Raw genomic sequence first — 16,605 nt, 5'->3', positions numbered from 1 at the left:
ATTTTTTACACTAAAATTAAATTCTCGTTAAAACCGGATTACAGATTACTATGCTATGCTATGCGTCAGAATAACATGAGTGATAAGCACATTGCAGAGACTTCGTCAATACCTTTGCGTATCCGATCTGAAAATAATACTCAAAAGCTCCGCTGTTATCTGATCGGAGAGGGAACATTATTACTTTCATGTAGTGAATACTTGATTGAACAAGGACACGAAATTTGTGGGATCATCTCTGCAAACCCGTTAATTGCTCAGTGGGCGGGAGAACAAAAAATCACTCTGACCGATCCTGGTGAGAATTGGATAGAAACCTTAAAAAAAGTTCCTTTCGATTATTTATTTAGTATTTACAGCTTTTCCTTAATACCTGATGAGGTTTTGTTATTACCAAGGAGACAAGCTGTTAATTTTCACGACTCTTTACTACCTAAATATGCTGGCTTTTATGCAACCTCATGGGCAATTATTAAAGGAGAAAAGCAACATGGAGTAAGTTGGCATCTGATGACACCAAAGGCAGATGCTGGAGGAATTATTAAACAACAGGTTATTGATATTGGTCAAAATGAAACAGCACTGGAAATTAATATGAAGTGCTATCAGGCTGGTATACAATCCTTTGCGGAACTAATAGATGATTTTGTTCTTGGGACTGTAGATATTAAGGAGCAAAATCCAGCACTGAGAAGCTATTTTTCCCGTTATAAACGTCTGCCACGAGGAGGAATTGTTTCATGGAAAACAAACGCAGAAGAAATTCATAATTTAATCCGGGCTTTGGACTTTGGTCCTTACCCCAATGCCCTTGGTGTTGCTAAATTCCTTGTTAAAGAAGAGTTTTTTATTATTAAAGCCTGTTCCTTAATACCATCGGAGAAAAAAGCGCAGCCCGGAGAGGTTGTGAATATAAACGATCATGGTATTCAAGTCGCTACAGAAAATGGGGATATTCTGCTAGAAAAAATCCTGACAATTGAGGGAGAAATATTATCAATAGGAGATTTTGTTGCCCGTGTTGGCCTTCATAAAGGTATGGGGCTGACGGAATTAGATGCCCAGATTACTAATAAGATAGATGTTGTTCTAAAGAAGATCACACCACAGGAAACCGCTTGGTTAAAACAATGGGAAAATTATCAACCGCTGAGGTTAAATTGGCATGATCCTAAAAATACACTTATTAATTTTAGCGATCGCACTATCATTTATGAAACTTTACCCCTAAAAATTCCCCCAAAATTAGCGGCTTTTTTAGATAATCATCATTCCGAAAATTATGGTGATTTTTTAGCAATTGCCTTCTTTTACTACCTAGCTGAGATTAGCCAACAATCATGTTTTGATATCGGCTATGGGGATCAAAAGCTAATTGAAACCTTTAATCAATCAATGGGTTTCTTCGTTCCCTATGTTCCTCTCCGGGTAGACAATTTTAACAAAACCTTTGCCGAATTTCTCTCCCATTGTCAGACAACCCTAAAATCGATTAGACAAAAATATACTTACACACGAGATATTCGCAGCCGATATCATTCTCTTCAGTTTCAAACAGCCTCCAAATCATTAGCTTTCCCCATTGTTGTCCTACAAATAAACAATCCAGAAGATTATCAACCAGCAGCAGGAAATGCTATTTTTCTCATCGACAATCAAAAACTCTCTGGTTATTTTAAGTTCAATCTCAAGGTATTAGAACGACCCGAAGCAGAAAAATTTGTGCGGAATTTTGAATTGTTTCTCATCAATAACTTGATAAACAATCATATTTCGCTACTTAACAAAGCATCCGCAGAAAATGAATCAGATCAAGACCAAGTTGATAAATGGAGGCTTGTTTATAATCAGGTATATGAAGAAGATAGAAATGATCCAGGACAAGACCCATTCTTTAACATCAAGTGCTGGAAAGATAGTTATACCGGAAATAATATTTCCGATGACGAAATGAGAGAATGGGTTGATTGTACAATTCAAAGAATTCAAACAGAATGTAGTCCTTCCCGCATCCTGGAGATTGGTTGTGGGACAGGGATGCTTTTGTCACGTCTTCTTCCTGAAGCTGTCTATTACTACGGAACAGATTTTTCCGAAAATGCGATCGCTTATATTCAAGAATCCTACCATCAATACAGGGATAATATCCAGCATTTAGAACTCTCACACAGGACAGCTGATGATTTTTCTGCATGGCCAGAACAAAGCTTTGACACCGCAATTTTAAATTCCGTTATTCAATATTTTCCTAGTCTTGCTTATTTAAAGAAAGTCATCAAAGGGGTGGTAGAAAAACTAGACTCAGAAGGAAAGTGTTTTATTGGCGATGTTCGCAATGCCCTTTTATTGCCCGTCTATCATTCTGCTGTAGCTTTATTTAAAGCATCAAAAGAAACTACTTTGGAGCAATTGCGTAAACAAATACAAATCCGCGAAACTCAGGAAGAGGAACTCTGTGTCAAGCCGGAATTTTTTCTCAAAATCGCTGAGGAGTTCCCCGAAGTTAATCATGTTGAAGTTTTGTTAAAAACAGGAAATAGTGCCAATGAATTAACCAAGTTCCGGTATGATGTTGTTATTCACTTGGGAGAAAAAAAGACAACATCCGTTGAGATTCCCTGGCTCGATTGGCGAAAGGAAAACCTAAATCGGCAACGAGTTCAGCACATCCTACGTCATCAACGACCACAGTATTTGGGAATTGCCAGTATTCCCAATAGTCGCCTTGCAAAAGACGTAATGGCCTTGAATTATATAAAATCTGCAAATGATCAAACAGTTGAAGATTTACGTCATCTGCTCAAAGAACAAGAAACAACCGGAGAAGACCCCCAGGACTGGCAACTTCTTGCTCAAGAAGAAGATTATACTGTGGCTCTGAATTGGTTGCCAACCAATACTCTGGGCGACTTTAATGTAATTTTTAGATTACCTACAGTTAAAAAAACTAATATTAATAATTTCAGAACAGTATCTCAAAGTACAGTCACCCTAGAGGAAAAATACGTGTACCCCGTCAAAGAATATACTATCTCTACCGACTATCCCAGGGACAAAAGGACGGTGGATTTGTTTGCAGAACAAGTCCAAAAACAACCAAACGCTACGGCCTTGGTTTACAAAAACCAGAAATTGACTTATCAAGAGTTAGCGGAAGAGACTGAGCAGTTAGCAATTTATATCCGTAGCCAAGGCGTAAAAGCAGGAGACTTGATTGGTCTGTTTGTGCAACCTTCTCCAGAAATGCTGATAGTCTTGCTGGGTGTCATGAAAGCCGGAGCCGCATACTTACCATTAGACCCTTCCTATCCCCAGGAACGCATTACATATATACTTGAGGATGCCCAAGTACCTTGGGTAATCACCCAAAAAGAACTGGCAGAAAATCTCCCTCCTAGTAACAGTAGAACCTTATACGTAGAAGATAGAAACCACACAGACCAACCTGAGCAGCAATTAGAACAGGAAGAAAATCCGCCCTATAATCACGGAGATTCCTTAGCCTATGTTATTTATACCTCCGGTTCTACTGGCAAACCCAAGGGAGTCGCAATTGAACATCATAGTTTGACTAATTTTTTATATTCAATGGCGGCTGAATTCAATTGTGGACAGGACGATTATTTGTTGGCGCTGACTACCTTTTGTTTTGATATCTCAGCGTTGGAGCTATATTTGCCACTGATTAGCGGAGGTTGTCTGGAAGTATTGCCTAGCGAAGTCCCACGGGATGGACTGCGCTTACGAGAAAAAATAGAAAGCAGTGATTCTATTACCATCATGCAAGCAACGCCGGCCAGTTGGCAGATGTTACTGGCAGCGGGATGGGAACCAAAAAAACCTCTAAAACTTTTGTGCGGTGGGGAAGCTCTGAGCGCAGAATTAACACAGCAGCTATTGAAGCCAGAAATATCAGAAATACAATTATGGAACCTGTATGGACCTACGGAAACAACTATTTGGTCTACCTTAACCCGGATAAATCCTGGAGAGCAAGTCACGATTGGCCGCCCCATAGCCAATACCCAATGTTATATCCTGGATGAGAACCAAAACCCTGTTGCTGATGGGGAATTGGGAGAGTTGTATATTGGCGGTGAAGGAGTCGCTAGAGGGTATCTGGGACGACCAGAGGAAACCGAAAAGAAATTTGTCAGCAATCCCTTTACTCCAGCAGGTTTGCCACGCTTGTATCGAACTGGTGATTTAGTTAAACGATTGCCTGATGAACGGATTATCTATGCCGGACGCATTGATTTTCAAGTCAAGCTGAGAGGGTTTCGGATTGAATTAGGAGAAATCGAAAGCACGCTCAGAAAGTTGGAAAATGTAGACGATGCCGTAGTCGTGCTGAGAGAAGATGGACTTGACCAACGACTGGTAGCCTTTGTCCTCTATAAACCCGGATGTCTCTTACCGCGTACCAGGGAATGGGCAACAGAATTAAAAGCATGGTTGCCCGAATACATGATTCCCTCAAGCTTCATTGTTTTGAAATCCTTCCCACAAACGCTGAATCGCAAAATAGATCGGAAATGCTTATCTACAGATCCTCTTAATAAGCTCAAAGAAGATTACGGACTTGCAGAAAAGTCTTTTAGTCATGTATTGGAACAAGACCTGCGTCAAATCGCCGCCAGAGTTTTAAAACTCGAACCTACATCCTTAGACGCAAATCTGAATATGGGAGAGTATGGTTATAATTCATTACGTTTTACTAATTTAAGTGTGCAGCTGAATAAAACATACAAGATTCAGACAAATCCAACGATGTTTTATCAGCATTCATCTATAAAAAAAATTGCCAAATATTTAGAAGATAATTTTCGAGAAACTTTAACGGCATATTATCAGCAATATCTGCAAACATCGACTCCTGACTCAGCACCATCCGTAGTCAAAAAGCAGGTTTTAACTTTGTCTGACCAGGAGCAACAGCCAACTCCCAGTATAATTATTGATGATGCTATCGCCATCATCGGCATAGGCGGAATTCTGCCTGGGGGAAATACATTAACAGCATTCTGGGATTCCTTACTCCAGGGCAAAGATATGATCCGAGAATTGCCGCCAGACAGATACGATGGCGATTATTATCGGCAGAAAATGCAAGAAATTGGGGTCAATCAGGTTTTGGGAGGCTTCATTGACAATGTTGATCAATTTGACGCTGCTTTCTTTGGATTGTCACCCAGGGAAGCCGAATTGATGGACCCGCGTCAGCGGCTATTATTGCAAACAGTCTGGGAAACCATCGAGGACTCAGGCCATAAACCTGCGGATTTTTCCGGTCAAGAAATGGGAGTGTTTATTGGCACAACTGGCTCAGATTATTGGGAATTACAGCAACAACGCAAGCAAAATATCGACGGCTATACCCTTTCTGGCTATTCAACTTCAGTAATTGCCAACCGGATTTCTTATTTGTTCAACTTTAAAGGACCAAGCCTTGTAATAGACACTGCTTGTTCAAGCTCCTTAATGGCAGTCCATAGAGCCATACAGGCACTCAAAACAAACTCCTGTAAATTGGCGCTGGCGGGAGGGGTCAATCTGATGCTGAGTCCCCTGTTTCAGATGGCATTGGCCAAGGGAGGTTACTTGAGTGAGGATGGCCGCTGCAAAACATTTGACCGATCAGCTAACGGATATGTTCGAGGAGAAGGCGTGGGGATGGTCTTGCTTCGCCCTCTAAATCAGGCATTGGCAGATGGAGACCCAGTGTATGCTGTGATTCGCGGCTCGGCGGAAAACCACAGCGGTCGGACTAATTCTTTAACTGCGCCTAGTGTGGACTCCCAAAAAGATTTGTTAATTGCAGCTTATGAACAGGCTAATATTGATCCCGATTCCTTGGGTTATATCGAAGTTCATGGCACAGGTACTAGTTTAGGCGACCCGATAGAAATCAATGCCCTCAAAGAAGCGTTCCAAACCATTTATCAAAAATGGGGGAAAGAGGGAAAAGGGAAGAATCATCACTGCGGTCTGGGAGCATTAAAAACAAATATTGGACACCTGGAGAGCGCCGCCGGAATCGCCAGTTTACTCAAGGTTGTATTGGCGATGAAATCTGGGCGCTTGCCTAAATCACTACATTTTCAAGAACAAAATCCCTATATAGATTTACAACAAAGTCCATTTCATATCATTAAAGATCATGAAAATTGGCAACGTCCCCAAGATGATGCGGGTCGAGAATTACCCAGACGAGCGGGAGTAAGTTCTTTTGGGTTTGGAGGCGCAAATGTACATCTTGTGCTTGAGGAATATTTACACGAACAATCGAGCCACCACCCACAACCCGGAATCAATAATTCCCAATCCTGTTTGGCGGTGTTGTCGGCAAAAAATGAGCAGCAACTAAAAGCCTATGCCCAAAAATTGGCTGATTTCCTCAACAATCAAACCGAGAATCATGATTTAGAAAGGCTCAATCTGAGAGACATAACCTACACGTTGCAAGTAGGCCGAGAGTCGATGACAGAAAAAGCCGCTTGGGTGGTATCGGGAATAGAAGAGTTAAGGGATCGACTTTCGGCTTATGCTCAAGGTAAACAAGAAGACCTTTGTATTCGGGGAAATTCGGAGTCTGGTAAAAAAGTCCCGACCTTTGAGGGCAAAGAAGGAGTCGCATTTATTCAAAATTTGGCAAAAGGGCAACTTTGGCAGGATATAGCTTGCTTATGGGTACTGGGATGTCTAATCAACTGGGAAATTTTATATCCCCCAGAAGATGATCCACAACGGTTACATTTACCTACCTATCCCTTTGCGAAAGACAGCTATTGGTTGCCAAATATCACACCACAAAATCTAAAACTGCCAAATATCAGCCCGGTGCGAAATCATCCTGACTCCCATCCCTTAATTCAAGGTCAGGTTTCAACAGATGGGGGACAGATTTTTACGAGTATATTGAGAGCCGACGCTTTTTACTTAAGTGATCATATTGTTGACGGAGAAAAAGTTTTACCTGGGGTTGCTACCATAGAAATGGCACGCATCGCCGCAGAGATGGCCGCAGACAAAAAAGTCAGGAAAATTCGCCAAATTATTTGGGCAAGACCAATCCTAGTTAATGATGCCACTTTGAATGTGGAATTACATTGGCGACGGACTGATCAGGCTGTGATGTTTGAGATTCGGGATCAAAACAAGGGGGCGATTTATACCCAGGGAAAGGTAGTTTACGAAGAAGAACTTGCAGAAGCAAATCCTGCCCGGAGCATAGATATTGATGCAATTAGACAACGCTGTTCCCAAAATATAAAAGGTGAGGAAATATACGCTAAATTACGTATATTTGGGCTTGAATTAGGCAGCGGATTTCAACCACTGCAAGAGCTATTTAGTAACGGCACAGAGGCTTTGTCTACCCTCCAATTACCTCCTGCCTTAGAAGAAGACGCAAACAAGTTTATGCTGCATCCTTCTTTAATGGATGGGGCTTTGCAGACAGTGCTTGGCGGTCCATGGGGTTTAACTTCTTCTGCATTGCATATTCCCTATACCATTGGCGAGGTAGAAATTTTCGGATCGGTAGCTCAATCCTGTTATGTATATGCGGTTTCTTCAGAACAAGGGACAGCTACGAATAATCGGGGGTTTGGCGATCGCTATGATGCCTATATTCTCGATCAGACGGGAAAGGAACTCGTCAGAATCAAAAATTTCCTATTACGACCTTTTAAATATGAAAATAAACCGTCGGTGGCAGCGTCTTATGTTTTAGATGACCAGGCTTTATTAGATGCGACAATCAAAGATTTGGTAGGGATGGCTGCTGCTATCTTGAAAATGCCAAATGAGACAATTGTTATTACCAAAAATATGAGCGATTACGGATTTGATTCCATCAGTTTTATGGAATTAGTGAATCCGATTAACGCCACATTTGGACTAGAGATTACACCGGATCTGTTTTTCGAGCATTCTTCATTAGACCAACTGGCCAAGCATCTATGTCAGGAATTCCGCAGTCAATTAATTGCACATTATCAGCTGGGATCAGAACCGGAATTATTACCATCTTTTAAATATGAAAATAAACCGTCGGTGGCAGCGTCTTATGTTTTAGATGACCAGGCTTTATTAGATGCAACAATTAAAGATTTGGTAGGGATGGCTGCTGCTATCTTGAAAATGCCAGAAGAGACAGTTGTCATTACCAAAAATATGAGCGATTACGGATTTGATTCCATCAGTTTTATGGAATTAGTGAATCCGATTAACGCCACATTTGGACTAGAGATTACACCGGATCTGTTTTTCGAGCATTCTTCATTAGACCAACTGGCCAAGCATCTATGTCAGGAATTCCGCAGTCAATTAATTGCACATTATCAGCTGGGATCAACACCAGAATTATTACAACCCGATCATGTAAACGCAGAGATTAATCAGGAGCGGATTTACCCTAACACCAGGGAATTGCAGAACCCAAACGAACCAATCGCCATCATTGGCATCAGTGGTATAATCGCCGGCGCTCAGGATTTAGAGTCTTTTTGGCAGGGACTAGTAGAAGGGAAAGATTGGATTGTGGAAATACCTCCCAGTCGCTGGGATTGGCAGACCTATTATGGCGACCCCATGACAGAGGACAACAAAACTAAGTCCAAATGGGGCGGATTCATGACCGGGGTAGATGCTTTTGATGCTGCTTTTTTTGGGATTTCACCACACGAAGCCAGATTAATGGACCCACAACAGAGATTTTTCTTACAAGCTGTATGGAAAATGGTTGAGAATGCTGGGTTACAGATGTCTGCGTTATCGGGGACAAAAACCGGGGTTTTTGTGGGTGTAGCCAATACTGATTACGGCGATTTGCTCAAAGCTCATGCTCCATCCGTAGAAGCCCATACATCAACAGGGACTTGTCCCTCGGTATTAGCCAATCGGATTTCCTATTTGTTTAATTTACGCGGACCGAGTTTACCGGTAGATACAGCCTGTTCTAGTTCACTGGTAGCGGTGAATTACGCTGTTGAATCCATCCGTAATGGGAGTTGCGATATGGCGATCGCCGGAGGAGTAAATATTATCCTCACACCGCATTTCACCCTCTCCTTCAGTAAGTCCGGTATGCTGAGTGAAGATGGCCGCTGCAAAACCTTCGACAGTAGAGCAGATGGTTATGCTCGGGGCGAAGGTGTTGGGGCAATTTTGTTAAAACCGTTAAAACAGGCAGAGGCCGATGGCAATATCATCCATGCCGTAATTCGTAGTACAGCCGTAAATCATGGAGGTCATGCCAATTCACTGACTGCCCCTGACCCTAATTCCCAGGCTCAGGTATTAATTGATGCCTATGAAAAAGCAGGTATTGATCCTGCAACCGTTAGTTATATCGAAGCACATGGCACTGGGACAAGTTTAGGAGATCCGATTGAAATTAATGGTTTGAAAAAGTCATTTACCGAATTGCAAAAACGGTGGGGAACACCAATTCCCCAGCCAGTTTATTGCGGAATTGGTTCTGTAAAAACTCAAACCGGTCATTTAGAAGCAGCCGCAGGTATCGCCGGCATCTTAAAAGTCGTTCTTTCCATGAAATATGGGAAATTACCTGGTATTCTTCATTTCCAAAAACTCAATCCTTTCATTAACCTCACCAACAGTCCGTTTTATATTGTTGACCAGACCAGAAACTGGGAACGTCTACGCAATATTGACGGACAGCCACTACTGCGACGAGCAGGGGTAAGTTCTTTCGGCTTTGGCGGGGTAAATGCACACGTCGTTTTGGAAGAGTATCAGGAGAAAAAACCCTCTAGTGCGCTAACGAATCCGCACCAAAATCAAGATTATTTAATCGTGCTTTCGGCAAAAAACAAAGAGCGTTTAGGAGAAGTAGTCAAAAACCTGTTTAATTATCTGACAGCAGCCAAACTTCAAACTCACTCCAGGGTTGCCATCTCAGATATCGCTTATACACTCCAGGTTGGCAGGGAAGGGATGCCGGAAAGATTGGCTTTAGTCGTTTCCAACATCGAGGATTTAATCAAAAAATTAGATGCCTATCAAAAGGGAGTTTCACCCATAGCCGGAGTATTTCATGGCATCGCCAAGCCCTCACCCACAAAACTGGAGAGCAAATCAGAAATATCCACCAATAGCAGTTTAGTTCAGCCAGCTGTCCAGCAAAAAGCACTGGAAAAAGTGGCTCAACTCTGGATTTCGGGTAGTCAGATTAATTGGAACTTATTGTATCCACAACCTCCACAGCGGATTGAACTACCGACCTATCCCTTTGCTAAAACACGTTATTGGCTTCCTACTGGTGATCAAGAAGAAAATCAATCCCCATCTGCTACCATCAGCAATCAGGAAGTCGAGACGCGCTTTTTGAAGTTGTATCGACCAGAATGGATACCACAATCTTTAGAAGTTCAACAATTAAAAGATGCAGTTGCAGCTAGACCTTCGCAAGTTACTAGCAAAAAAATACTCGTGGTAACTCCGCCCGGAGGTGTCTGGCTCGAAAGTCTGTTAGCTCAAGCCCATACTCAAGATGAAATCCTGTTGATAAAATTAGGGGACATTCACAGCCCCCAGGAGTGGTTGAACCGTCTCGGTCGTCTTGATCATCTCGATACTATTTATTTCCTCGGTGGGATACAACACTTTGGACCTGGTGATGATCTAGACCAGTTGGAGCAAAGCCAAGAGTTGGGCGTTTTTTCTTTATTCCGACTGCTCAAAGCATTGCAGGGGCGGTTAATGGGTAGCTCGGCTCTGTCCCTAAAAGTGATTACTTGTGGTGTTCACTGCATACCACCTGATACCAATATCTATCCCTTCGCAGCTAGTATGAATGGCATGGGTATGACAATTGCCAGAGAATATCCGTCACTCAAGGTCAGCTGTTTTGATATTGACCCCCATGCTCTAGACGAAAATTACCCCCAGAAACAAAGAGAGTTTATCCTGCAAGCGATTTTGGCAGAGCCGGCTCATGAACGTGGGCAAGAGATAGTCCTCAGAGCCGGACAACGATATGTACGTACCCTCCATCCACTGGTGCTGCCGAGCCTTGCAGATGACCATCTGAGAACAAACGGTGTATATGTAATTTTAGGGGGAATGGGAGGAATCGGATTAACCTTAAGTCAATATTTAGCAGCAAACTATCAAGCCCGGTTAATTCTGATCGGCAGAAGCCAGCTGGATGACCAGAAAAAAGCCCAGATTGTGGATATTGAATCTAGAGGGGGTAGTGTATTTTACGGACAAGCAGATGCTACTGACCTAGATGGAATGAAACAGGTTATTGCCCAAGCTAAGGCTCGTTTCGGCTCGATTCATGGGGTTTTCCACTCGGCTCTGATATTGGAGGATAAAAGTCTGGCAGCAATGGATGAAGATACTTTCCGAGTTGCTCTAGAACCTAAAGTAAAAGGAAGTGTCGTTTTACATGATGTGGTTAGAGAAGAAGATTTGGATTTTATGATGTTTTTCTCTTCCATTCAGACTTTTATGGGCAATCCAGGACAGAGTAATTATGGTGCAGCTTGTGCGTTCAAGGATGCCTATGCTCACTATCTTCATGCCACAAAAACCTGTCCCGTCTATATCATTAATTGGGGGTATTGGGGAAGTGTGGGCATAGTCGCCCAAAAATCCTATCAACAGCGTTTAGCTAAACAAGGTATATATTCCATTGAACCCGATGAAGGGATGGAAGCTATCCGGCGGCTATTGGGTGCAACCGCTAATCAAGCGATCGCCATGAAGAGCGACAATGTATTTGCACAGAGTCTGGGTGTAGATTGCCAATATCACGTAGAACTCTTGCCTGAATCCAAATCCATCCCGTCTTTAATTGCCACCCTAGCACCAACAATCACACAATCTGTCACACTCGATGCAGAGGTACTAAAATTCCGTCAGGCTCTCATCCAATTAGAGCAGTGGGCGGCACGATTTCTACTCCAAGTCTGGCAAGAGATGGGAGGACTTGATCAAACAAATCTGCGGCTTCTGCCCCAGTATTATCGCTTATATGACTGTATATTAGATATCCTATCCAGAGCGGGCTTGACGCAAATTGATCCTCAAGGCAACATTTCTTTGAGACAAGATAATGGCCAACATGGTGAACTCTACAATCTAGAAACAGAAAAACAACAATTGTTGTCCAATTATCCCAATCTCAAAGCACACATACGCCTACTGGAAAAATGTCTCAGCCAATTTGGGCAAATTTTGACAGGACAATGTTTAGCCACCGATGTCATGTTTCCTCGTTCCTCTATGGATTTGGTAGAGGGTATTTATAAAGGGCATCCGATAGCCAATCATTTTAATCAATTGGTTACTGACAGCTTGGTGGCTTATATTCTGGCTCGTCTCCAACAAAGGAAGGGCGATGAGAAAATTACTATCCTAGAAATAGGAGCAGGAACAGGGGGAACGAGTGCTGTTGTCTTAAAAGCCATAGCCCCCTACAGTCATCTGATTCGCTACATTTACACCGACATTTCCTTAGCTTTTGTCAACTATGGAAGAGAACAGTTTGAGGCACTATATCCTTTTGCAGAGTTCCGCGTTCTCAACATTGAAAAAGAGGTGTCGAACCAAGGCTTTAATATAGGCAGCGTTGATGTAGTATTGGCGACTAATGTGTTACACGCTACCCAAAATATTCGTCGGACTCTTGCCCATACTAAGGTGCTGTTGAAGAAACATGGTTGGCTCATACTCAACGAGGCTACCACTGTTCAGGATTTTGCCACCCTGACTTTCGGTCTATTATCAGGTTGGTGGCTTTATGAAGATGAAACATTCAGATTGCCAGGAGCGCCATTACTCAGCACAAGTATGTGGGAAAATGTTTTAGAGAAAGAGGGCTTTCACAAATGTATTTTCCTGAATGATAAAGAAGATTTTGCCAACCTGCGTCAGCATTTGATTATTTCTGAAAGTAACGGTTTAATCAAACAACGGATTGGTGATGGAGTCGCAGGGAATAACAATGTTGAATTGATTCCTTTGTCTGTAGGAATTACGCACAATTTACGGAATAACGAACCGCAGAGGACGCAGAGAACACAGAGGAATAAGAGTTTGAGAGGGTTTTTGCGTAAGTCCCACTCTGCAACAAGTCAATCAATGACTCCAGTTTTAACTAAGAGGCACGAGCAAAAAGAAGAGTTACAAGAACAAAAGGATTTGTCCAACAGAACAAAGCTGTTTTTGCAAAAGATGATGGCTGAAATTCTGAAAATGCCCTGGGAAGAAATTGATGCTGACACAGCTTTTGTGGATTACGGGATGGATTCAATTTTGCTTAACCGTTTTAACTACGTTTTACAACAAGAAATTGGGGTTTTATCAAAAAGCCTACTTTTGGAATATCAGACAGTTGGGGATTTGACAGATTATCTGTTATCTCATCGCCGGACGGAACTTGTCAAAGCTATAGGTGGCTCACATCAAGACTTAGAACTAGAAAAAACCCCAGACAAAACCCCAGACAAAACTTTAACAATCCACAACAATAGGGATATTCTTCATGCAGATACAGTCACTGGCGAGGATATTGCCATTGTCGGGCTTAACGGACGTTATCCACAAGCGGAAAATCTGGATCAGTTCTGGGATAACTTAAAATCTAATACTGTTTCTATTACGGAAATACCCAGGGAACGTTGGGATTATCGAGATTTTTACGACATTGAAAAGGGGCGTGAAAATAAAATATACTGCAAGCGTGGAGGCTTTTTGACGGATATCGACAAATTTGATCCTATTTTCTTTGGGATCACACCGCTGGAAGCCAAGACAATGAATCCAGAAGAACGGATTATGTTAGAAGTAGTCTGGGCAACCCTGGAAGATGCTGGCTACCTGCGGCAGACATTGAATCAGCAAAAAGTTGGTGTATATATAGGAGCAAACGCCCTGGGATATCCGCTGACAAAAATAAATGGTAATACTAATACTGCCATCGATTTGACCACGTACAATTTACCCAATCGAATTTCCTATTTTTTCAACTTCACTGGTCCAAGCATGGCAATAGACACCTCTTGTTCCTCTTCTCTGACAGCAGTGCATCTGGCTTGTGAGAGTATCAGACGTGGGGAGTGCAACGCGGCCATTGCCGGAGGAATTAATTTATACTTACATCCATCAAAGTACATGATTCTCAGCCAGTTTAAACTATTATCATCCCAACCGTCTTACAGCTTGTTTTCCCAGGATGGAGATGGGTTTATTCCAGGAGAAGGAGCCGGGGCAGTTTTATTAAAATCGTTGCGTCAGGCTGAACAAGATAAGGATCATATCTATGGTGTAATTAAGGCTTCTGCGATGCTTCATAAAGGTCGCAGCAATGATTTTCTTCTGCCTTCACCACAGGCACAAGAATCGTTGGTGAAACAGGTGATTAAAAATGCTGGTTTCAGTGCTGAAAGCATCAGTTACTTTGAAAGTCAGGCCATGGGTTCTGCTGTGGTAGACTCTGCCGAATGGGCGGGGATCAGTCGGGCTTATCGTTCCTTAACTGATAAAACCAAATTCTGTGCTTATGGCTCAGTGAAACCGAATATCGGCCATTTGGAGACAGCTTCGGGTATAGCACAATTAACCAAAGTGCTGCTGCAAATGAAACACCAACAATTATTACCAACCCGCTTTTCCTCAGCACTCGACCCAGCCATTGAATTGGAAAATTCTCCTTTTTATCTCCAACGAGAACTGAGCCATTGGCAGAAAATTCGGGTCAAGAAAAACGGCTCGTGGCAGGAAATTCCTAGACGCGCTGCTATCAGTTCTGGCGGCGGCGGCGGAATGCTCTCCCATATGATCGTTGAGGAATATCAATAACTCAAAGAGGTTTGCACAGATTAGTAAGGGCGAAGCATTCGGGTGATAACCTATCGCTGAAACCATTGATATTCTGTCCGAATGCTTCGCCCCTACTGAAAAAAACGAGGTATGTTACAAAATGTAAAATCCCTCAAAGTCTTTTGCCTCTTGCCTTGCCTCAACGATAAATTTCAACGCCTACCTACTTAGACATATAGGAGAAAGACCATGGGTGAAGAACTAATTGTAGTTTCAGCTAAAACAGAAGAACAGCTTAGGGTATATCTGACGACTTTAAGAGATTATTTATCGTCTTCTCAAACTCCAGCCTCTTTGGCTGATATCGCTTTCACCTTACAGACAGGTAGAGAGAGTTTTGATGAAAGATTTGCAGTTATAGTCAAAACCAAATCAGAGCTTTTAAATTTACTCACTCTTTACCTAGAATCAGGGGCGACTTCTTCTGTCATTTTTAGAGGCGGAAAGCAACAATCTCCACATCGCTTAGAAGTCAAACCCGATGAACAAAAACAGCTATACGAAAACAAAGATTTACGGTTAGCAGCAGCTTGGTGGACACACCATATTAATGTGGATTGGGAACAACTGAATCAACATTCCGATGCTAGGCGTATTTCTCTGCCCACCTATCCATTTGAACGCAAACGTTGTTGGGTAGCTCAAGAAACCTTGTCCGCAGCCGATCAACCAATGGAAACAGGGGAATTAGTCGCTGAGTTCTATAATAAAATGACTCCTTACATGAAGGAGCTATTAGGGACGGAAGATCCCCATTTGATTTTTTCTCCTCTAGCGGAAAAGATAGCAGGTTTTTCCTGGGTATTGATTTATAACGAACCAGAAAAACATCCCGAACACGCAGCGATTATCGCTTCTAAACAAAAAGAAGCCAAACAGATTCTTTATCATGGTGTAGATTTTTCCAAAGTCCATCAGGTAATGGATATTGGCTGTGGTTTTTCGACAGATTTAATAGACCTGTCCATGACCTATCCCCATATCACTGGTGATGGTTTTACGATCGCATCTAACCAGGCTAAAGAAGGGGCTAACCGAATTCTCAACAAAGGTTTGGACAATCGCCTACGTGTTTTCTGTAAAGACAGTAGCAAAGACCCCTTTCCGGGTCTGTATGATTTGGTGATCGGCTTTGAGGTTTTCCCCCATATCGAACATAAACAAAAAACCTTTGAGAACATTTATCGACATCTCAACCAGGATGGGCGTATTCTTTTAGCGGATTGTGTCGCCAATACCGTGACCGAAATCAATATGCCTAAATTAGCGATGTTTACTAGCACCGCTCCTCAGTACAGTAAAATCCTCAGCGATGTAGGACTGAAACTGATTGAGTGTGTAGACATTAGTGTGGAAATCGCTAATTTCCTAGATGATCCTGAATTTGAGCATAATTTTGCTTATTTATGTTCCGTTAACCCCATTATCAAACAATTTGAACAGGAATACCGTGGTTGGTATAGCTTTGGGCAGGGAATCAAGAAAAAAGTTTTGCGTTATCTGCTCTTAAGCATCGGTAAGGCTGATCCTGATCAAAGCAAGGAGGAATTGCTCGCATTCAACCAGCGTCAATTCGATGAGCCTGTATTTTATCAACAAGCAAGCGATCGCCTCACGTCTAAGCCATCCCCACAAATAAAACATCCAATTACAACCACAACCGATGAAGTAGATCAAGGGTTGTTAGAAAAGAAACTGGTAGAGATTACCAGCCGCGAGATGGAAATGAAGCCGGATCAGATCAAT

2 protein-coding genes are annotated in these 16,605 nt (G+C 42.3%); both read left to right on the top strand.

The features are described 5' to 3' along the window. Window positions 1-75: 75 nt before the first annotated feature. A complete protein-coding gene (locus VB694_RS06335) occupies window positions 76-14,838 on the top strand; it encodes an amino acid adenylation domain-containing protein (protein ID WP_323359467.1) in 14,763 nt (4,920 codons plus the stop codon). Between the two features lie 210 nt (window positions 14,839-15,048). Beyond that, window positions 15,049-16,605 (top strand): methyltransferase (locus VB694_RS06330; RefSeq protein ID WP_323359466.1); only part of this gene is annotated, 1,557 nt, incomplete at its 3' end.

The sequence above is a fragment of the Anabaena sp. UHCC 0451 genome (assembly GCF_034931405.1).
Lineage (GTDB): Bacteria > Cyanobacteriota > Cyanobacteriia > Cyanobacteriales > Nostocaceae > RDYJ01.
This window is presented reverse-complemented; position numbering and strand designations above follow the sequence as displayed.